Below are 22,009 nucleotides of genomic sequence, written 5' to 3'. Positions count from 1 at the left end.
CACATGAGTTATTTAAGAAGTTATAACTATTTAATTGCTATAAATAGGCTTTTTGCCCTCACCCTATTCATGGGGGCTTCTTTATCCTTTCCTGCTCATTCAGGGCCTTCTAAATCATTTAGAGTAGCTCATACCCATGGGAAGACGAAACCGCAGCGAATATCGCCCACGGTAAAACATTCTAAATTTTTAACTGGGTTAGCTGCAGGCTCTATTTTATTTTCGCAGAAGGGACATCCGTTCTCTTACAATAAGCCGGATTTTGAGTCACCTGATGGCGAGCTGTATAGTGAATACGAGCGCAATAATCAATTATTGACTCAAGGTGGCTTGCCTCAGGATAAGCGATTAACACTAGAGCGCAGAAATCAACAGATAAAAAACAGATTAATTGCGTTAGCTGAAAAAAGATACATGAGCGCATTCACTCTTCAATTGGTTCCACTCAAAGAAAAGGTAATTGAATCAAAAATTGAAAAATCGTATAACCCTAACGAAAAACCGGATATTCAAGTAAAACGCAAACAGCTCCTTTATGAGCTCAGGTTTTCAGATGAAAGCCCAAAACCAATAAGTGATTTTGATGTGGTGAATATTAATGAAATGAAACCCAATAACACACATCCCTATCAATTTACCTATTCAGAAACGTGGGGAGATAACGCCATTAAAGTAAATTTGAGAGATAAAAAGGATAAAAAGCTCGTATTAGAATTATCCCACGCCTACTACGTTCCAAATGCAGCAAGAAAAGACATTTTTGAATCCATGCGAGAAAAATTTGTCAGTTATTTCTTATATGTATGGCCGTTTCTATTCCTGCCGTTACTGCTGAATTTTTTTTTTAAAACTAAATAATAAATTATAACTATAAGGAGTTATATAAATGATGATCGAACTATTAATTGGTATCGCTGTTATCTTGTTAATTTTTATTTTGACAGGTCTGTTTATTGTCAAACAGCAAGAAGTTGCACTTATTGAACGCTTAGGGAAATATCACTCTATTGCACATGCGGGGCTTAATTTTAAAATACCCTTTATTGACTGGATTGCCGGTAAGTTATCGTTACGAATTCAACAATTAGATGTCAAAGTCGAAACCAAGACAAAAGATAACGTGATTGTCCAAATTCAAGTTTCCGTGCAATATCGCATCAAAGATGGCGGAGTTTATGATGCTTACTATAAATTGGAAGATCCTACGCAACAAATTACAGCCTATGTCCTTGATCTAGTTCGTTCTGAAACGCCAACAATGATCTTGGATGATATTTTTGAAAAAAAAGACAGCATTGCTAATGCCGTTAAAAGCCACTTAACCGACACAATGCAAGACTTTGGATTTGAAATTATCAAAGCATTAGTAACGAACATAGAGTTAGAAGCCAAAGTAAAAAATGCAATGAATGAAATTAACGAACAACAACGATTGCAAGTTGCCGCTCAAGCCAAGGGAGAAGCAGAAAAAATATTGATGGTCAAAAAGGCAGAGGCAGAAGCAGAAAGCAAGCGATTACAAGGTGAAGGAACAGCCAATCAACGAAAAGCAATTATCAATGGGCTAAGCCATTCTGTAGAAGATTTCCAAAAGTCCGTACCGGGGGTATCGTCTGCAGAGATAATGAACTTGGTATTGATTACTCAATATTTTGATACATTAAAAGAAATAGGGTCACATAACAAATCCAGTACGATCTTATTGCCGCAGTTACCGAATGATATCGCATCGCAATTGCAGCAAAGTATTATAACTGGCAATGTAGCTAGCGCAGACATAAAAAATTAATAACGGAGTTATTGGGGTTGTGCTCTATAACCCCAATAACAAAAGGTATTAGGTGTTCCCATCAAGTGTTATCGAATTGGTTTATTGAGATTATCTATTCCAACAACCATAAACCATCTTGTTCCCAATACTCAGAAAATCCCATTTTTGAAAAGGGTATAGAAGGATGATTTTGCATAAGATGAAACAATTGTTTGCGCCAATGATTGCCTGGCGAGCTGTTTTTTAATAATGCATGAATAATATAAGCTTGAAGATAGAAAGGGCTTTCGTTATGTTCAAAAGATATTGTTATTTCTGAAACCTTGGGTTTATTGACGAAAAACCGATTCCATAAGCGAGAATGGTGAGCACATAAATTTCTGGTATAAGTCAGTGAGCGCATCCATGATTTGATGATCTCACTATATTGTCCAAGAGTATCACCAATTTCTTTTCTTACAGTACGATCTTTAATATTGGCATAGAGCTTGGACACTGTACCAAAAGAAATGCATTCCATGACCATCCAGTTTGGTGGGTGTTCTGGATGATTATATTTAGCATAATACGTTTTAATAAAGTCTTCGTGTGAACGTTTCAGATGTGATTTAACCTCCTCCAAAAACATTTGATGTTGCTCAGCCGAAGAAAATAAATCCATGCTTAGATACCAATGTGCGCCATATTTCAAACTCATGGCATTTGATATAGCGGTACGAAAAGAAACCTCTATTCGCTCTAGGGCATCGATAACTAATAAGCGCAGCTCCCTATCAAATGCATACAAATTTAAAAGATCCGAAAATCGCGTGTTGGGTTTAAATTGGTGAGAGCTTGTCGCAGAGCTAATGAGAAAAGGTTTAAAATAAATCATCAAACGATAGTAACCAATGGTCGTCAAATACTGACTAGCTTCTTGTTCATTATCCAGCAACAGCCCTTTTTGCCGTAAGTGATGTATTTGTTCTGGTATGGAAAGAGGTGGTTTATTAAAAACCATTTTTGAATGCATAAAATAAATAACCCGCCCTGGTCCGCATTGTTAAGAGGCGTGGCGGGTATGGTTAATTATATTATAACCCGATTGCACTCAAAATCAAATAAGATTGATTGTCATTAATGTAATTTTAACAGAATGTGCAACGTAACTGAATCACCGTACACGCCAATTACCCATAAGAATGTTATAATTAACCGATCGTTAAAAGTCCTCATTTAAAGATTTTTGATTTAGGAATTATGGAGTAAGCAATGGATGTGAGTGTAAAAGAGTTTTTGATAACGCTATATATAGTAGGTGGATTAATTACCCTAAGTTATTCTATCCACAGCTTTCTCAATTTTCAACGCTTAAAATTATATTACAATAATAATTTGCTGCTAAAAAGGCCTGATATTAAACGCTATTTGATTCTTAAACCCCTCCTTTGACCATATTTTTTTGTTATCGAAAAAAGCCCCTTAGAGCGATTTTCCGAACTATTTTTTAAACATTATGGTGACGAGAGGCATACTTATTTTAGAAGCCAGGGGCTTAAAAATTTTTTAAATGACCTATTCAAAGGAAAAAATCATTATAAAAACGATCAAATACACACACCTTGCTGGCCAATTGACAAAAACTCTCAAGATTGGATTGAGCATGAGCGATTTTTTAAAGGCAATAATTTTCTATGCGCATATTATCTATATAAAAATACAGGATGAATACCTTGTGCGAGTCACTTGGGAACAAGAAAGCCCCCTCACCCTGTTGCATCTATAAGCAGGTTTGAGCTAGATCAAGGTCAAAGGCTTAGCGCGTCTGAATTTATAACAAGAACGCAACAAATCAATTCCGATGAAGCTAATAAATTACATCGTGGAATGAAATAGCATCGTCATATAATAACAAAAAGCGTCAATTTAAAAGATGTATTTTGTTGACAAAATTACTGGTTTTTGCCATAATGTATTTGTTCACTTAGGAACATAATAGAAAACATTAAGGATCAAAAATGACAACAATCATTACTTCAAAACTAGTTAGCGATCAGCAACGCCTTTCTTTTTTGCCTAAACATTTTGGCACCATGATGATAAGGGCAGAACAAGCAATCTACAACACATTAAAAGTGATATGCTCTTCTTACGAAGGCGGCTATTGGCATTTTTACGAATTGAGCAATCGTGGTTTTTATTTAGCTCCCGACATGGACGAGCCACTTCCCATATATGTGGAAGGCAACGGCTATGATGGTGAAGTGAGTGCAGATGCTGCTGGAATTATTACAACCCTATGTGTTCTTAATCAACTGTGTTGGAAAACTAAATCGGATAAAACAATCCATCAATATTATTTGTTGCGGGATTACATCGAATACCACAAAGAAGCTACTGACATTTATGCCGCGATTGATTAAGCAGATAAAACAGGCCGTAAACTTAAATTACGGCCTTTACATAAGGGGCGGTTCTATGAATATTATAGAAAAAATTACTCAGGCCATTTTTGAAGATGACGAAGATCCGAACAAACAATCTGAATACTTAATTGAAACCTATTTAAACAGCACCAATCAAATAGAAATTGATGCTATTTTTGTATGTTTATGCTAAAAACCCTAATCGGTAATTGTTCAGCATAATTTGCAGTATTCGCGTTAAGCTTCACCACAAAAACTAAGCTTGGGCTGTTTGTACTTACATTACGTGATATTTAAAGTCCGTACACATTGATTGACACTCTCACCAGCTTGATTGGATTCAAGAGCATGCCTTTTCTGATCTAATAGCTCCAAGCTGGCTTTTCATGTTAACTATCTATTCCAATAATCAAATGAATTAAATTGGTTACTCGTATGTATATTGCTAAAGCTGGTATGATGATTAATATGATGATGCATGGAGTGATTGTAATTAAAACCAAATGGATTCCCTCCCGCATCATAGGAACCAATCATAGGCAGGCCAGTGACAGGATTTACTCTAAAAGTATCTTGTGAATGGTTATTAAATAATTGCTGCTGATTAATGGAAGAATGGTCGCCCTGATTTACACTATGACCTTTAATCATGTAAGGTAAAATATGCCGTTTAAAATATTCATTTTCCATGTAATTAAAATGTTCATTTTTTGATGCAATGGCTTTTTGATATTCAAGATAACCTGGTGGTGGTTCTAATACAAAATCTTTAATTCGGATGAGTAATTGTATTAATTTTTTTATACGATCAATTATCGCATCCTTTTGAAAAAATAGTTTCATTTTTTTATCCTATTTAGATAACTAATTTATTCCTTCACAAACGCGCAAAGGCTCGCGCTCTTTATTTATTCCATAATCCATCATTCTAACTATACTAATAGTAGTACTTCACAAGGATTGTGCCTAGTTGTATTTTCTGATTCTACACACACCACGCAATGTGATTGCTTAAAAAACGTGCACATAACCATATGATTTATATTGAAATAATTCAATACCATTAAAAAACGAGTAATTTAAAGTAAAACACTCATGTATACAATTGTATACATGAAACCCTTGTAAATCAATGGATATCAACTTAAAAATACAGTTGTATACATAAATGATACTATTGTATACTTGTTTTGATTCAATAAATGAGCCTCTCTATGAAAGAAAATGATGTCATTACCTTACGTATTTCAGAATATGAGCGCGAGTACTTAAATAAAATTGCACATCAATTTGAGTTACAAAAACGAGGCTCATCAGACGCATCACCTGCAAAAGCATTAAAATTTCTTTTAGAATTTTGTTTACATAATGAGATTTCACCGCAGAGAAAAAATGAAAATCCATTACAAGATATAAGAAAAATGATTGAACAAATTCATGCATCCATACCCCATTTGATGTATCACAATCATTATCAAAGTTTAGTTATTTCATCCAATATTAATGACGACTCTTTGAAAGAAATAAAACAAAAAACCATCGAATATTTAAACGATAATTTCTCAGGATTTCAGAATAATACTTATAAAGAAGTTCGGTTTAAAATGAACGGAATTGGACTTAAAACAGTCCCTATAGAAGAAGGTGAATCGTTATGGAAATAACTATTGATATTGGCGCAGATACCCTTCATTCGTTGAATAAAATAGCAAAAATGAATAACAACGAATTAAATGTGACTGCAGCAGAAATGCTGTCATTTGGCGCACGTATTTATCTACAATCTTTAGAAAAAAAGACAGATGAATCAACCCAATTATTACTCGAAAATAGTGTTCGCTCCATACAAATTATTACTGAAATTTTATACAGTGTATATAACAAAGATTTGTCTAAAATCGGTGCTTATGATGCAGAAACTGCATTAGCCATGATTGAACGGATGATTCCAAATTTGTTAAAAGGTATTTCTTAAATCTCTCGCTCCATTTCTCGATTAGACTGTGATTTATTAAAAGTACGAGTATTTTCTACAAACTCTTTGTTGTACACACGGTCTTTAATTCCATTAATTAATCCTTGATTGAGTGTTATAAACTCATTATCACTTTGTGCATTAAGTTTGCGTTCTTGCTTTATCAAAGACTGAATTTGTGTATCCCGATTTATTTTTTTTAGCTCCGATTCCTTGTTTTCTAAAGCGCATTGTTTTTTAAATTCCTCGAAACTCAGACATCGGTTTAATTGTTTTTTTAGCTCATCCTTTCCTTCCTTAACAAGAACATCATTTAAATCGGTATTTTCTTTCTTAGGAATCATAATGGATACATGGATACCAGAATCATGTAATCTCTGAGCTGCTTTTATAATCGTATTGGTTTGTTCATTTTTTGCGTATTTATAAGTGTCTTTTCCATCATTATCCAAGCAAATAACCACCTGTTTGGGTGTATTTTTTGGATCAATATTTGAAAAATTTGCTTTACCCAATACAGCATATACACGCGCATGTTCATTGGCTTGAAGTATACTTAATCCTGTCTCAACCCCTTCAGTAAAATAGGCCATATCGCCTTTACCATGGTGATTTAAGTTGACAAAATAATTACTGATTGAACCAAACGTTTGTTTCACAGGCTCACACGACTTATCTTTATGTGCAGAATGAAGATCTAATTTTGTTATCTGAGCATGATGTATATTACCCTGTTCATCTTTACTAAAAGCCAATAACGCGGGAACATGCTTTTGCCCATCATGGGTCTTGGTGTATACCGAATTACAAAACCTTAGATCAGCATGCTCATAATGAGCCAATCCGCGATGGATGATTAAATATTTTTCAGCGATTGTGCCTTTAATAGGTTGTGATTGTTGAAATAGCTTTTGGGCTAATTGACGTTTCCCTTCTTTTACTGACATCTCTTTTTTCTCATTCAATTTTTGTGGTGCTTTACGCTCATATTCAGGGATGTAATGGATGTATTGCGCCGCATGCTCCAAAGTTTCTTTAAAGCCGGATAAACCCTTTTCACGTTCAATGAGATGAAATAAGTTACCGGACTCCCCTGTCTCAAAATGGTGCCAAAGACCTGAATCAAGATCAATTTTCAAACTGCCTTTGGCTCCATATCGATATTCAGACTGCGTTGATAATCGATGATTAGGCTCGCCAAAAAGGCTTTTAACTAAAGAATCAGATACGTTCAATAATCCTTTATACAGTTCATCCGCATTAATAGACGGCTTTTGAGCAGACTCATATTTTTTTGCGGGTCGAGAATCGTTTCTCTGCTCCTTAGCTTCGTCCAGAATGTGTTCTTGAGCACGATCCATTAACTGAGTACTGATTCTTTGCTGTTTCTGTTGCTTCAATCGATAATCCTCTTCGGTCAATACAGCAGAGGTTTTATCCGCATCGCGTTGTTTCAGGGGATCTTCAAGTCTTTTAACCAATCCATCAAAATTATCGGTATAAAAAGTTGCTTGATGGCTGGCACGAGTTGCATCAATTTCATGAGATCGATGGGTGGTTACAACAAGACGGTCCTCCAATTCCAAGGCAATCATGAACTTGGATGTAGCACCCTGACTTGAATAAGCCGTATTCGTATAGGAATAATCCCAATGAAGATCTGATTGTTTTTTTAAATTAAGCGTGACCTGATTTTTACTGTTGCTTAAGCCTACTGTTTCACCAAAAACCTGTGTGACCGTATATTCTTCATTGGCAATAATGCCGCGAACGTCATCATTTCGTTTTAACCGAATCCGATCCCCTGAGGCTAAAGGCCGTTCGTGCAATTTATAAAAGGAAGGCATTGTTTTGGGTAAAATAGAAGCACTGATTGTAAACGCAACCTGCGACTCATCAACACAGAACAATTTATTTGCTTCACTATCAATGGCTTTGACGGTGAAATACTCGTCCTTTTTAGCCACTGAATAGTTTTTACCAAACCGAATGACATCGCCTGGTTCAAAAGAATGTGCTTGTATCTGGTCGGCCTGATCCAGGCTGATTGGAAATAAGCGCTTACACAATATATCTTGACTGTGTAGTTGATGTTGCTTGCGCAAACCATCGCGTAGTAACACTTCAATGGGTGTTCTATCCTCATGCGCATGAGCAACTATTAGCGTATTTTTTTGACACTCATGGGTTCGGCTGAGAAAATCATCAGCGATAGCACGATAAATGGATTTATAGTCCTTCTTTCCTTCCTCATCAGTACAATTAATTTCAACCAGTGATGAATGATTCAATCCCTGTATCGATGTTTTTCGCTGCACATACTCTTCAGGATCGATGTTTTTTATGAGTTCAAAAGCCTTGCTAATTTCTCTACGTGATGCAAACTCCGCTGCTTTTTTTAATTCAGGGTTCGGATTTTGACGCACAATCTCCGTCATAAACGCTGTTTTTTGCGATTGGCTTTTGATAGTGAGCTCGTGAGGAATTCCTGAAGCTAGAGATTGCAACTGCGTAATATCCCCTGTAAACACCATTCGAGATTGAGCGTCAATGCACTTTTGCTGTAAGGCATGGTACTTCTCATTATCAATCATGGAACTCTCATCCACAATGACTAAGTGACTGGCACCCAACCCACCGTCATTGCGTAAAAAACTATCCACGGTTTGTGCCTGGATACCATTTGCATTGAGCTCTTCTACGGCTTTATGCGTCGGTGCAAGTCCAAGGACTTGAAATTGATTGTTTTCAGCAATGTCCTTCACATGCCGCATCATTGTGGTCTTACCAACACCTGCAAGCCCTTGAATGGATACAAACCGGTCGGAAGTGCTCACCACCAACGTGATGGCATCTTTTTGCCCTTGTGTTAAGGTTTCAGGTAAAGACAAAAGCCTTTGCGATGACAACTCAATGGGCTGTACCGTATTCTGCTCTTGGTAATTAGCGCGAAGAATCGCCTCTTCAATATGTAACGCCTCTTTGGTCGTCCAATAGGTATCCATATACACCAGCGACTCGGCCATTCGCGATTTAAGTAATGGGGCAATGTCTTCAAAATCGGCCTCTCCTAATGCATGCATCAACGCATGAGTCATTAAATCACTGTGTTTAAAGGCTGCATTGCGTTCTGTGCATTTCGCAAGCGCATACGTGAGCGCTGTAGCCGCAATGCCCTCTTTGTCTTCCGATTTAAGCTCAAGATGATGAATTAACGAGTTGATTTCTCGCGCCAAAGCCTTATTGGCATAGGCTATATCACGGTAGACTAAATCGGGCTTTTTTTGTTGCACATCATAAGCAGTCCATTTCAATTGCACACTCTCTAAAAAGCGCTGTGCTTTTTGTTCATCATCCGTAAATAAAAGCACCTGTTGTGCGTTTTCACCAATTTCTCCGATGAGATTACGATTGAGCTGGTACGGTCTTGCCGCTATAAACACTTGTGTGGTGTCTGGTTTTATCTCATGCGGTTTTTTACAATAATCATAATCAAAATGATGTTCGGACAACGCTTTATTAGTCAAAAATAAGGTGTTGGACTCATGGCGAACATAAATTCCCTCTTCAGTAATTTTTGACACAACAAACGAACTCTTAGGCGCATATTTAACGCGCTGATGAACTAGGGATTGTTCATTAATTAACCGCTCACCAACAGCGACTTCCAGTATTTTTTCTCGTGATACACGAAAGTCTTCTTTGGTGTTATAAGAAAACAGACTTGTCTTGCCTTGGGCATTTTCTAAATGCAGCCCATTGGTATCAACTTCACACACCTTATAGTGCTTCGGTATTCGCCCTTCATTATAAAACGTAATTTTATCACCCACTTTATAAGAGTGAGCGTATCCTTTTTCCGTTTGTGTCAAGGAAACTGTCGTCAAAACAGAGACCTTTTTCATAAATCTTGATAACTGACCCTGTTGCACCAGCCCTTCTCGTATCTGGCACGTTATGGCCTCTTTTTGTTTGTTATTCAAGGCAACCAGCGCACTTTTTTGCTGTTGTTCTGGAGTCAATTGAAGCCAAGCGGTACTCATGGATTCATTAACTTGTTTTCCAATCGAGAGCTTGAGCTCCCCTTTGATAGGCGCTGTTAACGATTTATACGAATGAATGCCCTGCTCTTTTAAAATCTTAATAGGATTTCCTGCACTAAAGCCTAAGGTTCCTGCCGAGTTATTCAATAAAATGAGTTTGCTTCTGTGTGCTTGAGTAATATCGCTTAACGCAGATAAATCATCAAAAGAAAGTTTTTGTGCATCATGGACAATCACCAAATCTTGCTTTTTTCTCAAAAACGGTGACGATTTGATGTGTTTCCCATAATGATATTGAAACCCAGACACCGTATGTACAATATCGTCTTTAAACAAATTTTTAATCCTGGAAATAAATCCTGTATCCAAATGCTTGATATCTGCTCGAAGTTGCTGCGTTTTTAGGCTACCAGGGTGAAGTACATAAGAATTGAGAAAATGCGCTTCTGCAAGATGCACCATGTCTTGAATCAGCTCTTTCTCGCACCGAAAACCGGCTACATCAATGATTTGAATGCGTTCGTTATTTTTAAATACTGAAGATGTGAGCCCGTGATTTGGTACGGACAACGAAAAACTTACTTTTAACTCGTTGGTAGTTTTTGCAATAAACTCCTTCTCGCGGGCAAGAAGAGGCGCCGTTGTATAATATTCCAAGGGTTTCCCCTGGAGTGTCCTTGCCGCCAAAAGCGATTCAATTTCCCGCTCAATGTCCTCATGCCCCACAAGACCTGCTGAAAAAGTCATGGCCTGGCGTACCAAAGCCCCATGCTGGATTTGCGTAGAATATTCGGACAAATGAGCTAGCGCATCATTCACGGCTTTTTGCGCATCAGGGCTTAAAGGTGTAGTGTGAGTGCTTTTAACCGCTCCTCGTCCGTTATTTAATTTGGAATCCTGGATTATCGCCCTCAAATCAATACCAAGCTCTTTAATTTCGTCTACCCACTGCTGATGCAGCGTTTGACTGTTTATTTCAGTTTTGGGGTTGCGCGTTGATAAATTAGATTTTTCAGCAGCCTTCGCACTACTTGTGCCACGTTCCTTCATATCATCAAGAATCTGTACGCGCCTTTTGGACGTAGCAGTAATAGCCTCATCACTAATACCTACAACCTCAAAATTACCGTACCTGTCTTTAATGCGAATATCGTAGCCCAGCTCCTTAACTTTTTTCGCTAAAGAGGACATGTATACCAATCCCAAATAATGTTGATTAGAATAAATTAATTCACGAAAACCATGATCCAGATGTTCTTTATCATTTTTTGCTCGTGACGATAAAGAACGCCATAATCCATCCGAACGTTCGGTCATGTTGAGTATGGGTACATGCGTGTGCAAATCGGGATCTAATTCACGAGAGGTTGTATGGACAAACATGGCTGCTACTAAATTACGGGTTTTTTCAAAGGTGGTTTCGCCATTAAATGTAATGCGTGCTTCTGCTGCCAGCTGCTCAATCCGACCAAAGGTAATGTTCACGGCTTCTTGATGGGCTTGAAGCAAGCGCGCGTCCTGCCCCACCAGGGCTAAAATGGATACAGACTTAGGCGCTGATAAAGTCACATCGGTTCCAGGACGATGCAGACGTTCTCCTTTATCAATAATACCCAGCAATTGCCCACTGGGTAATTGTCCGTCTAGTAACTGCAAAAATTGCGAAGGCTCAATTTGACCGGACAGCTGTAACTTTTGTGCACCATTCCCTATCCATCGTGACAGACTATTAAGCGAATCTCGATCGCTTAAATAATAATTATCTTGATTGGTGTAATAATGCACCGCGTCTTTAGCTGCACTTATTTTATTTAAGGTCAACATAATACCTCCCTGGATGACTTAAAAAATTTCTTTTATAACAATGGACGCCTCACGCAACTCAATAGCATCGGTGTCGTTTTTGTTAGCTGCAGCTTGGTCTTTGGGTTCCGCATAAAGTGATTCAGGAGGTACTAAATCCTTATCCGATACCTCATGCGCCAATGTTTCAAATTGATGGATTTTTTTAACGTCGTCATTTCTTTGAGGGTTATTCTGCACCATTAACGCGCGGTGATTTACTTTTTCCAATGCATCAAAATTGATGGTTCGCTCAATAAGCGGTACGCAAATTTCTTTACGCTCAATGTATTTGTTTTTCAAGCGGGTAATGGGATGGTTTCCTACCAAACGAACATAGCATTCCATGTCATCAAGAGTCATAATATCGCCCTCTTCGACCGTATTTCGCTTGGTGCGTTGCGAACCCACCGTATTACCATCACGAACAGAATCAGGACCATAAGACTGACTTTCTTTCATTTCATTAATCACTTGTGGACCTAAGTCCTCGGAAACCCACTTAGCCACTTTCGATTTTGGACTCCTAAAATAAATGGATGTATTGAGTAGATCCGCAATGGCTCCGGCCTCATGGGTTCCATAGATAAAATCTAATTGCGCAATGGATTGAATGCCAATGGCAACACACCCTCCAAATTTACGAATGTCTGCCAGAGTGTCTGAAATGGTTTCTAAACGATGCAGGCTTGCTAATTCATCCATGACAAGCCATATACGCCCTTTATTATTAGCCACCAAGGATTGCACCCCTTGCATAGCTAGTCCTAACCACAGAGAAATTAAAGGCTTTATCTCTTTATGGTATTTGGAGCGTGAGGTAATAAATAACCACCCTTTATTGTATTTTTTAGAATCGGTTGTATTTTCAATCCATTCTTTAATCGAAAAGTCTTCTTTACCCGACTTCTCAAGTCCCTCAAGAAAGCGAAGCGCCTTGGTATAGGTTGCCAACACGGATTTAATGGAAATGGCCGTTTTTTCAATTTCCTTACTCACCAGATTTTCAGATTCAGTCCCTTTGAGAATGTTCCTGATTTCCTCCAATGAGGTGGTGAGTAATAACTGCAGAAGAAACACCGGATCTTTTTCTACATAATCCCTGATTTTCCACGCCATCGAGGTAAAAATGGTTCTTGCTGAGTCAACCCAAAACGGATCGCTACCTTGAACTGATTTAGGAATTAAATACGTGGCAAAGGAACCAAACTCCAACGGATTGGCGCATTCTCGCCACATTTTCCAATTGGCACATAATTCTGAAATGGGATTGAGTTCAACATCAATGCGCTCATCAAAGAAATAAGGTTTGATGGTACATTCTTTATCATAAATGATTGCCGGCTCGCCCAGCGCCCTAATTTGCTCCAACAGCATCATCATGGCTTGCGTTTTTCCAGCCCCCGTTGTGCCATGAAACAACATCCCTTGTTTTTCAGAATACTTAGGCATAGGTAGGCGATTCAAAAGTTTAATTTCTGAAGCACCACGTTGTGATTCATTGACCGATTTGATGGTTTCTTTAGGCGAAGACGCTAAGCGCGTACCAGAAACAAATTGATCTTTGGTGTATTTTTCACCTAACTTAATAAAGAAACGGGAAAACAACTGCGTAATCAACAAATACACCGCTCCACCAAAAAATAAAGAAACTTGCGCTTTTCTCCAAAGAGCGTCCTGTGCCTGCTGCACGGATGCTTGAATAAGGGGACTTTTTTGATAAAAAAGCGCTGTAATTTTACTCCCATTCAGATTGGTCCATAACACATACTCCCCATAATGGAATTTAACCAAGAACCTTGAAATGTGGTTAAGCACCACCAGCTTCAATTCAGACGATGCATAAAACGCCATAATCAGCGAAAAAAGCACGACAAAACCTAAGACAGCCCAGTGAAAAATACGTTGACTTACCTGAATCATCATTTTTGTTTTATAGTCAAAAATCTGACCGCCACTCATAAATTGCCACATATTTTGCAAGGAGCTTTGTTTCATGATTTTAAATCCATCGGTTTGACCACTCTTCTTGAAGAAGCCAATGCACTGGGCGCACACGTAAGCGCGAGTTTTTGCTTATTCATAACGCCCTTCCTTAAACCCGCGATCATTGTCTACATAATCTTTTTTTTGTTTTGCTTGGCGATTCGCTAAATCCGCTTCAGATGCCTTAATCTCCTGTTGGGTACTGCTCTCTTGGTGTTGATAGGCCTTCGATAAATCCTCTCGATTATCCATACGCAGATCGTGCGCTTGCTGGATGGTGTTGTCTTGCACCTGGCTTAAATGTCTCTCTTGCGATTTATTTAAAACGCCTCCAGCACCATCCTGATGAGCTTGGTTGATGAGTGCTTTTTGATGAGCAGTCATCGAAGCACGTTGCGCTTCAAATTGACTTCTCACTTGATCAGATGATGAGTGGATCATACGGCTTACTTGCGCTGTTACTGCCGATTGCCCTTGGGAAGATCTCATAAACTGATCAGCCAACTGTTGTTGCGTGTCTAAGCTCGAAGCGTCTGTCCCCATCAATGCTTTTTCAGCTTGCACCCCATGATGCTGCACCGCCCAATCGTGAAACGCTTGATCCAATACTCTATCCATCCCGTCGGAGTGCTCTTTCACACGATTAGCCATGTGCTGATAATGTTCTCCCTTACTGTATTCTGCTGAGGCCATATCGGATAAAGCATGTCCTTGAGATAGGTTGGCTGCGATTTGTTCCGATTTCGACAAGTTAAACGAATCATTGGCATCCATGTGGTGCGTCTTAGCTGTAGACTCCATGTGGTTCAATGCGCTAGAGAATGATTGACCTTCACTGGAGTTAAAAAAGGCTTGAACCGAGTTAGAAGCAGACAAACCTGTTTTCAAACTCGTGCTCGCCTCCCCAGAAATACCCGTTACTGCGTGGGCGAACGATCCAAATACCCCTTTGCGTGTATCAATCCTGGCCGAAACCGCCGCATCCCACGACACTTGTCCTGATTTGTCATGATGCTGATTGTATTGGTTAACCGCGTCTTGCATTTGACGAACATCTTGATTCAACGCATTACTGAGCGTTCTATTAATACCCGTTCCTTCCCGTACCTCACTGGCATCGCTTTCATTAAATTGAGAGAGTCCACTCAAGGCTTGTTGATAATGAGAGTCTGCACTGGTTCGATGCGATTGGGCATTCTGGAACGATTGGCTTGCACTGTCTTGCAATGAGGCACTGATTCGGTCGGATGCGTGTAATCGCGTTGCCATCTGACTCATTGCAGACTGTGCATTAATCACGCGCGACCCATCCAATCCTTGCGAAAGCAAGGCACCATTATCCGTTTGAACAGTAGCCCGCCCTTCCATATGCTGATAATTGGTATCCCATTTATTCGCATGCGTGTTGTTGTAGTTCATGTTCCAACCACTGTAAGACGCCATGGAGATATTTCCTTGCGTGGCCGATTGAGCCTCTCCTGTAGATAACGATTGCGCCATTCCTCCTAGATGTTGAGACGCAGCACTTAATAAATTAGGTAAGCCTTTGGCAATAAAAAGGGAAATCACTGGAACACTAATAGCCAAGCCCCCTGCCGTATACGCAAAGCTACTTTGAATACTGGCGATGGAATCAATGGTTGAAAAAGTAACCCCACCATTTTTAGAACCAAATAAAGTCAGTGTGGTAGAGGAAGCTAAGGACACAAAAAAATGAATAATGATAAACATCGGAGGCCAAGACCATAAAAACACTTGGGTTTGCATGTAGATCATGTATACCCCATGCATGGCGGGAACCAGCGCTAACAACATCACTAAAGGAAAAATACACAGAGTCAACATCCAAAAGACGGTCATATAATAAGGAAGCCGATACCCTGCAAGCCAAAAACTGTTCGCTTCAGCCACATGCATTTTTTGCAAACTGGAACTGTTGGTGTAATTCATCAGCTCCGCATCCGCACCAGCAAAAGCAAAGGCATCAAGGGCTGATTCTCGGGTGGCATTGATTAAAATATTTTGTGTGAGTACTTGGGCTGCATCTTTGGACACGTTCATAAAATAGGAATGAGCTGCCGCCAAACCATCACTAAACTTCTCCTTGTCGCCCTTGGTCATAATATTGGATAAATGAACGAGTTGTTTTTCTATTCCCTCATTAAGTTCTGGTTTTAAACGTGCTGCAGCCTCAATACAGCTCAAATTAGACCCATCATGAAATAAGACACGATAAATGGGAGATGGATGCTCAAAATATAGCCGAATTAAATCAGAACTGTTCTTCATCTCATTGGGTGCAATTTGCTGACTCCCCAAAAGTTTGGCTGAAAAAATGCATTGCCTAATGTAGGTGGATAAATCACGAGAGAGCTCAGGCGACAAAGACAAATTAGAACTGGTGGACGCTAAGAAGGTACGTGAACCAAACAACATGCCAGTTCGGGTGTAATCTAAATCCTGCGGCATATGAAACACGTCACTAAATACTTGAGTAATCCCATACCCAATGCCACTAATAAGTGCCGCAGGAAGACCAACGCCTAAAGGAACATGATCTACGGTTAGTGCAGGTCCCGCTGAATCCGCTGTTTGCATGTCAATGATAGCTACCGGCGTTTTGATTCCTAAAATACAGAACAAAAAGACAAACGTGCACAAAACATAACGACTAATGGCTTGAATCCTTTTACCACTCACGTATTGAAACCCGACAATGCCTACCGCAAGAATACTCACTATGTCCTGAGCCGATTTGTAGGTTGACGTGCCAAGCAGCGTGACCATGGCATCCAGTACTGTTTTTAGATACTCTCCATTTTGAGGCGTATAAATGGTTAAAAGACTCATTGCGCGTCTCCATAATAGGCTGTTCTTAAAGTGGGTGTTAATGCACTTAATGCTTGTTTGACGTTGTTGCGAATTAATTCATTCGTCTGTAACGCTGCATTAAACCGCTCACGGCTCTCCGTACTAAAACGTGCTACAAACTGTTGTGCTAGTTGCAGGTTTTTGTATAACCGCTCTTCATTGTGAGCACCCAGTTCTTTTCCTGAGAGAGAGGCACGAATAATATCGAGGGAATTGGAAAGGTATTGTGCTAAAAGGTCCGTTGCCACACTTTGAGCCAACTCATAACTGCCTTGAATACCCGTGTTTTGTTGCGCATTGGCAGAAATAAGATTAAAAACGGCAGGTTGTGTTAATTCAATCAGTCCCTTTTGCTTATCGGATAACTCTTTGCCCATTTTAATGTTGTCATAAATTCCCTGCAGTAATTCCTGGACTTGAGCCACCAAAGCTTTTTTGGCACTGATTTCTTGTGTGCTTGTGGCATCAATGGATAAGCAATGCGACTGTGGCCCTGTATCAGTACAGTGGTAACTAGGTAACTTTCCTCCATACAACAAGGCCTTAATAAAATCTTGATTGGTTGCAAGTGAGGGGTAAGTCATTAACGCCCCTTTCGCGTTAAAGACAATGGTTCCTGAAATGGACATGTACACTTCGGCTAATTTAGGATCTTGTGCAATAAACTGATTAATTTGTAAGGAGTCCCAAACAATATTGGTGTTAATTAACACACGGTCTTTGTATTCAGGATTATTTTTAGCCTCAGCTAATATGGAATCGGCTTCACCACCTGTGGAACATTTCTGACGTGCCATGGCCCAATCCGTAAAGGTTCCTTTGTGGCGACCTAAATCTTCGCAAAGACGCTGTTGTGCCGCCCTATTTCGCGGCCACACCGCAGCACTTAAATTTTCACCCATTTCACAGGAATTAAAATTGGTGCCATTAATTTCATTCGCCAGTTTTTGCATAAACTGCATCGCATGTGCAATTTCAGGCAATTCTGTTTCTAAGGCCAGGTTTAATGCGTAGCCTGCTCCTCCTGATAAAATATTTTGCATGAACTTCACAATCTGATCCGACTTGATGAAGGAAAAACCGCCTGCGAAGAGATCGATACCGCCACAACCAGAACGCATCCCAGGCACATCCACATGCGCAAGGCGGATGGTACGTACTTGATTACGGGCATATACAGAACCAAGAGCCGCGAAACCCGCCGCTTGTGTTTGATAGGCATGCGATCCCGTCACATTGGCATCAAACCCCAAATTATTAAAAAAATGGGATAAATCAGATTCTGCATTCGCAAAGAGCTGACTGGTCCCTAACAACAAAAAAGCGGCAACGGTTTTTTTAAACATAGTCATCTCGCGAAGTTGTGAATCTACTCATCATGAAATTTTTCCTCCAAATGCGTCATCAGTTCATCCACGCGGTTTGCAAGTTGTGCAGGCTCTGCCTCACCAAACAACACGGCATACGCTTGATTGGTAGGACGATTCACGAGATACAGGGCTGGCACTACGGGCTTGTATTCACCAGACACATATAGGGTTTGAAACAGTTCGGGTGTTAAATTGGCTGAATCAAATCCATCCAAAGACTCTCCATCCAAACTGTAAGCCTCTACAGGGATATGAAAACTGGATGCAAAATCACGAAGTATGGGCGCAAATTGATGACAATGAGGGCATGTGGAGCGGTATATAAAAATAAAGTAATGTTGTTCCGAAAGCGCATTGATTCTTTTGTTCTTGGTACGCGCCATTTCCTGTTGCTCTTGTTTTTTATTTAAGAGCTGGGTTAATTCATTCAGTGCTACATTCGCAAACGCCTCTGTGCTGAGAAGGAATAGCACGATTAAAAAGAACCTTTTTTTCATTCATTCACTCCTTCATAACTAAACCGTTTAAACTGCGTCATCACATCAAAAATGCGCTCTCTCAACTCTTCTAAAGATAAAAACCCATAAGACACTGGCGACATCTTGTTACTCTTTAAATCCACAAAATAAAGAGCGGGCATGTACTTCGCCTCAAGTGCTACTTGTTTTTGAACCATTTCCAGAGGAATTGATTTAGGATTAGGAAGTCCATCAATGAGTTGGCCATCCGTACTGACTGAAATCATGGAAAAACCATATTCTTTAATAAAGGGAAGCAAATGCATGACCATTTTTTGTGAAATGGAGCTCGTGCCACGATAAAATAAGATAAAGCCGAAACGCGCACTGCTTTCATGAATGACTTTGTTGATTAATACTTTTTGTGCATCATTGCGTACTGCAATCGCTGAGTTATCGGTTGGAAAATTAAGCGTGCTATCCAATTCAGGATGGACTAATAAGACTTGTTGCCAATAGCGTACAAATTGCTGGTTATTTTTTGAATAATCCATCTGCGCCTTCATGTATTCATGTGTTGAATCAAATGAAGGAGAGAGCAACGCCTCGGCCAACTTATTCAGTGTGGCCTGACGTTTATCCATTAAGCGCTCATAAGGGGATTTCGCAACGGTTGCAGGTCGTGGCTGCACTATTTTTTTAATCGGTTTGGGCGCCTCTTCAACGCTATACCAATGAAATCCTTTTGCATGCTCCTGCACAATGTCTGCATGAAGCGATGCCACGAACAGTCCCCATACTATCAGCATCAACAGGCGGCTCATAATTCACCTGCCTTTTTTTGCATTCGCAGAGCTACTTCATCAATGGATTTTTTAGGATCTTGAGATTTGATCTTTAGATCGCCTGCAATCCCTGCCGCTTTATTGGGTGTCCCATGACCAAAAGGATAGATGGGCTCAACAAAATCAACCCGACCCAAATCCATCTTCTGCAGTTCCGCAACACTCATTCCTGAACAGGTTGGATGCTCTGCATCACCCAAACCATGACCATTAATTTGTATAAGGCGAGCCTCCTGGATAATTCGCGCCATTTTGCTTGGAAAGACGCAGTAAGAGCGTTTGTGTTCTAAACAAACCCCAGCCACTTTTTCACTACAAAACTCACCTAGATAATGCGCAACATAATTTAACTTAGCTTTTCCTAGCGCTTTGTCTTCCTCACGACAATGAACTAAGTCAATGTCTTTTCCCCATCCTTTATCATGACAGCAATCAATAATATCTAAGGGCCATATTTTGCATTGCACTGCCTGTCCGCCAAAAAGAGATGCATTGGACTGTTGACTTAATTCATGCCCCGCTTCCCCCACAACCGCTAAAGAAGAAACGCTTTGCCCAAAATCACTGTTTTGGGTTTGGGAATGCTCTGTACAGTCACCATCGGCACAAAATAAGTCTTTAATGCATTCGATAGGTGCTTCACACACATTTTCCTGACAGCTGTACGTTTGCTTATACAGGGCACAAGCCTGCTTATCAAAACGAGCACACTCAGAGCCTGTTTGAAAACACCCTTTGTTTTTCTGTACGATGCATTCATCAGCGGCGCTACTGGAACAGGAGTACGTCAGTTCGTTTGCCCAACAAGCGCGTGATACAGGAAGGCCATCAATTACTTTAGGTGATTGAGTATCCGTGCATTGTTCTTTTTTTACTCGACACAGCGAGCCCTTATTTTCAAAGCTCGTGCAATTACTGTCCCAATACTCTTGGCTAATATAGGGTTTGGAGTGTGCTGTGACCGTCAAAGCAACTTGAATGGGATAGATTCGGCCCCATCCTTTATTAATATAAAAGGTCAACAACCCATTATTAGCGCACGTTGGGGTGCCAATCACCTGAACCCAATAAGCATTCGCACCATTATTTCGTATCGAATGAATAGTGGCACTCATTCCATCACAAGGATGCTTCATCCGAATGGGATAAGGAACCGAGCCCGCCACGGCATTAGTGATTGCTCCAGTCACCAAATTCACACTAATCACTCCGGTCCATTTTTTAGCGACCGAAAACGAAAAATCAGCGCGTTGCACCACTTTTTCAGAATCCACCAGCACCTTAAGGTGCTTGGTGCACGTTTGATCGGGTAATAAACGAGAGCTAAAGCATTGTTCTTCATGCGTCTTCATCGTGCAGACAGGCTTTTGATTTGAGCATTGAACGCGATCATTGGAAAGACCGTGCGTAATCGCATAACTTTCATCCTGAATCAATTGGGATTGAGCCAATACGGAATTGGCAAGATTGAGTTCAAATTGGTTTGTTCCAAAATGATCAATGACTGTTTGGGCACCAGGATCATTTTTAATCGCCGCTTGAGCTTGACTGGATAAATCCGTTTGTTCCTTTTGAACCCCTTGATAATACCCTTCTTGTTCAGGGTGCTCTGTGTACTGTTCAAAAAGAGCATGGGGATCAAACCCGTGCATGGCATCTTTAGGTTGGGCGTTTAACGATTTGGCGTAATTATTAAAGGTTTTAAAATCCGTTCCTGTTTGATTCGCAAAACATCCCATAGAGAGTAATGTCATAAACACAACCCACTTAGACATGAGCGTTCTCCAAAAGCGCCTGCGCCACCTCGTTTGCACTGTCACCTTTCTGTGCAATGAGTTGTAAACTGTTTTTTATAGATGCATTGCCATACACCACATCATAAGTCTGTTCGGGACAAAGTAATTGCTGTCCACAGGAGCTCGGCCTTTTGCTCACAACAAGTGCAGGCACCGCAGTGATATGAAACTGTTCAAACCATAGAGGATCAATCGATACCCCATTAAACGCCCATTTGGACTCCTTGGCCTTAGCATGAAGCTTGGAAAACGCTGTTATGGTTTTTTTAAAATCCCCCTCAATCAGACCATTAATCACAACTGGAATTTTATAAGAAGCCGCCTCATTGCTCAGTGAAAACAACAAGGGCTCTGGCATGGAAAAAGAAACAAATAATACGGCTCCATCAACCGTTTGGCCTTTTTGAGCAACGGGCACTTCTTGACGTGAACGTTCAATAATCTGATCAATCAAGGTCTTATTTTGGGCACTTGATTGATTGGATGTCGCATTCCAATGAGCCAACGTGACCTGGCTTACTGAATCCTGCGCAGCCTTCCCCATTGTCGATGCCGCATTAATAAAATCATTCACATTGGCATGGCTTGCCGTGACTAAAAACAGGCTACTTAAAAAAATTCCAAATGCATTCATGATTCATCCCCAT

Annotated in this window: 16 protein-coding genes; 6 read left to right on the top strand and 10 right to left on the bottom strand. The window is 40.0% G+C overall.

The features are described 5' to 3' along the window. The first annotated feature begins 3 nt into the window (after positions 1-3). Both Lstg_RS15685 and Lstg_RS15680 read left to right on the top strand, forming a co-directional pair. Entirely contained in the window at positions 4-858 is an 855-nt protein-coding gene (locus Lstg_RS15685) for a hypothetical protein (RefSeq protein ID WP_230849093.1), read from the top strand. Positions 859-886: 28 nt separating this feature from the next. Further along, positions 887-1,789, top strand: coding sequence for an SPFH domain-containing protein (locus Lstg_RS15680; protein ID WP_172462864.1), 903 nt, complete (start codon positions 887-889; stop codon positions 1,787-1,789). A gap of 94 nt (positions 1,790-1,883) precedes the next feature. Here the strand turns inward: Lstg_RS15680 and Lstg_RS15675 are convergent, their stop codons facing one another. Continuing rightward, a complete protein-coding gene (locus Lstg_RS15675) occupies positions 1,884-2,783 on the bottom strand; it encodes an Abi family protein (RefSeq protein WP_058478560.1) in 900 nt (299 codons plus the stop codon). A 985-nt stretch (positions 2,784-3,768) separates the two neighbouring features. Between Lstg_RS15675 and Lstg_RS15660 the strand changes: the two genes are divergently transcribed. Beyond that, positions 3,769-4,173 carry an antirestriction protein gene (locus Lstg_RS15660; RefSeq protein WP_058478557.1) on the top strand — a complete coding sequence of 135 codons (405 nt, stop codon included), beginning with the start codon at positions 3,769-3,771 and terminating at the stop codon, positions 4,171-4,173. Positions 4,174-4,228: 55 nt separating this feature from the next. Next, complete coding sequence (locus Lstg_RS17760; protein WP_156413874.1) at positions 4,229-4,369, top strand: hypothetical protein; 141 nt, start codon at positions 4,229-4,231, stop codon at positions 4,367-4,369. Positions 4,370-4,569: 200 nt separating this feature from the next. Here Lstg_RS17760 and Lstg_RS15655 read toward each other — a convergent pair whose 3' ends face one another. Beyond that, the gene (locus Lstg_RS15655) at positions 4,570-5,019 is read right to left on the bottom strand and encodes a hypothetical protein (RefSeq protein WP_058478556.1); all 450 of its coding nucleotides are present in this window, start codon (positions 5,017-5,019) and stop codon (positions 4,570-4,572) included. Between the two features lie 371 nt (positions 5,020-5,390). On the opposite strand from Lstg_RS15655, the gene Lstg_RS15650 reads away from it, so the two are divergent. Together Lstg_RS15650 and Lstg_RS15645 are read left to right on the top strand one after the other, a co-directional pair. Beyond that, the gene (locus tag Lstg_RS15650) at positions 5,391-5,840 is read left to right on the top strand and encodes a hypothetical protein (RefSeq protein ID WP_058478555.1); all 450 of its coding nucleotides are present in this window, start codon (positions 5,391-5,393) and stop codon (positions 5,838-5,840) included. Then, positions 5,831-6,151: a hypothetical protein gene (locus Lstg_RS15645; RefSeq protein WP_058478554.1), complete on the top strand. Its 321-nt coding sequence runs from the start codon at positions 5,831-5,833 to the stop codon at positions 6,149-6,151. The genes Lstg_RS15650 and Lstg_RS15645 overlap by 10 nt, the downstream gene beginning before the upstream one ends. Here the strand turns inward: Lstg_RS15645 and traI are convergent. The 8 genes from traI to trbC all read right to left on the bottom strand — a co-directional run bounded on the left by traI (position 6,148) and on the right by trbC (position 21,996). Then, positions 6,148-12,018, bottom strand: coding sequence for a conjugative transfer relaxase/helicase TraI (gene traI, locus Lstg_RS15640; protein ID WP_058478553.1), 5,871 nt, complete (start codon positions 12,016-12,018; stop codon positions 6,148-6,150). The genes Lstg_RS15645 and traI overlap by 4 nt on opposite strands. Before the next feature lie 18 nt (positions 12,019-12,036). Beyond that, on the bottom strand, positions 12,037-14,034 hold the full coding sequence (gene traD / locus Lstg_RS15635) for a type IV conjugative transfer system coupling protein TraD (protein WP_058478552.1): 1,998 nt from the start codon (positions 14,032-14,034) through the stop codon (positions 12,037-12,039). Positions 14,035-14,112: 78 nt separating this feature from the next. Further along, positions 14,113-16,872, bottom strand: coding sequence for a conjugal transfer protein TraG N-terminal domain-containing protein (locus Lstg_RS15630; protein WP_058478551.1), 2,760 nt, complete (start codon positions 16,870-16,872; stop codon positions 14,113-14,115). Further along, positions 16,869-18,239 (bottom strand): conjugal transfer protein TraH, encoded by a 1,371-nt coding sequence (locus Lstg_RS15625; protein WP_238585458.1) that lies wholly within the window; start codon positions 18,237-18,239, stop codon positions 16,869-16,871. Before Lstg_RS15625 ends, Lstg_RS15630 begins: the two co-directional genes overlap by 4 nt. A 23-nt stretch (positions 18,240-18,262) precedes the next feature. Next, positions 18,263-18,760 carry a type-F conjugative transfer system pilin assembly thiol-disulfide isomerase TrbB gene (gene trbB / locus Lstg_RS15620; protein ID WP_058478549.1) on the bottom strand — a complete coding sequence of 166 codons (498 nt, stop codon included), beginning with the start codon at positions 18,758-18,760 and terminating at the stop codon, positions 18,263-18,265. Beyond that, entirely contained in the window at positions 18,757-19,530 is a 774-nt protein-coding gene (gene traF / locus Lstg_RS15615; protein WP_274519324.1) for a type-F conjugative transfer system pilin assembly protein TraF, read from the bottom strand. Before traF ends, trbB begins: the two co-directional genes overlap by 4 nt. 11 nt (positions 19,531-19,541) lie before the next feature. Continuing rightward, a complete protein-coding gene (gene traN / locus Lstg_RS15610; protein ID WP_058478547.1) occupies positions 19,542-21,341 on the bottom strand; it encodes a type-F conjugative transfer system mating-pair stabilization protein TraN in 1,800 nt (599 codons plus the stop codon). After that, on the bottom strand, positions 21,334-21,996 hold the full coding sequence (gene trbC, locus Lstg_RS15605; RefSeq protein WP_058478546.1) for a type-F conjugative transfer system pilin assembly protein TrbC: 663 nt from the start codon (positions 21,994-21,996) through the stop codon (positions 21,334-21,336). Before trbC ends, traN begins: the two co-directional genes overlap by 8 nt. Positions 21,997-22,009: the final 13 nt, after the last annotated feature.

The sequence above is a fragment of the Legionella steigerwaltii genome (assembly GCF_001468065.1).
Taxonomy (GTDB): Bacteria; Pseudomonadota; Gammaproteobacteria; order Legionellales; family Legionellaceae; genus Legionella; species Legionella steigerwaltii.
Note: the sequence above shows the minus strand (reverse complement) of the source record. Positions and strands in the feature narration are given on the sequence as shown.

Bases quoted from the DNA above. Each gene is read 5' to 3' on its own strand.
- Lstg_RS15630 (WP_058478551.1), bottom strand. From the start codon at position 16,872: ATGAGTCTTTTAACCATTTATACGCCTCAAAATGGAGAGTATCTAAAA.
- Lstg_RS15680 (WP_172462864.1), top strand. From the start codon at position 887: ATGATGATCGAACTATTAATTGGTATCGCTGTTATCTTGTTAATTTTT.
- trbC (WP_058478546.1), bottom strand. From the start codon at position 21,996: ATGAATGCATTTGGAATTTTTTTAAGTAGCCTGTTTTTAGTCACGGCA.
- Lstg_RS17760 (WP_156413874.1), top strand. From the start codon at position 4,229: ATGAATATTATAGAAAAAATTACTCAGGCCATTTTTGAAGATGACGAA.
- Lstg_RS15650 (WP_058478555.1), top strand. From the start codon at position 5,391: ATGAAAGAAAATGATGTCATTACCTTACGTATTTCAGAATATGAGCGC.
- Lstg_RS15675 (WP_058478560.1), bottom strand. From the start codon at position 2,783: ATGCATTCAAAAATGGTTTTTAATAAACCACCTCTTTCCATACCAGAA.
- Lstg_RS15685 (WP_230849093.1), top strand. From the start codon at position 4: ATGAGTTATTTAAGAAGTTATAACTATTTAATTGCTATAAATAGGCTT.
- Lstg_RS15655 (WP_058478556.1), bottom strand. From the start codon at position 5,019: ATGAAACTATTTTTTCAAAAGGATGCGATAATTGATCGTATAAAAAAA.
- trbB (WP_058478549.1), bottom strand. From the start codon at position 18,760: ATGAAAAAAAGGTTCTTTTTAATCGTGCTATTCCTTCTCAGCACAGAG.
- traN (WP_058478547.1), bottom strand. From the start codon at position 21,341: ATGTCTAAGTGGGTTGTGTTTATGACATTACTCTCTATGGGATGTTTT.
- traF (WP_274519324.1), bottom strand. From the start codon at position 19,530: ATGCTGATAGTATGGGGACTGTTCGTGGCATCGCTTCATGCAGACATT.
- traD (WP_058478552.1), bottom strand. From the start codon at position 14,034: ATGAAACAAAGCTCCTTGCAAAATATGTGGCAATTTATGAGTGGCGGT.
- Lstg_RS15645 (WP_058478554.1), top strand. From the start codon at position 5,831: ATGGAAATAACTATTGATATTGGCGCAGATACCCTTCATTCGTTGAAT.
- Lstg_RS15660 (WP_058478557.1), top strand. From the start codon at position 3,769: ATGACAACAATCATTACTTCAAAACTAGTTAGCGATCAGCAACGCCTT.
- Lstg_RS15625 (WP_238585458.1), bottom strand. From the start codon at position 18,239: ATGTTTAAAAAAACCGTTGCCGCTTTTTTGTTGTTAGGGACCAGTCAG.
- traI (WP_058478553.1), bottom strand. From the start codon at position 12,018: ATGTTGACCTTAAATAAAATAAGTGCAGCTAAAGACGCGGTGCATTAT.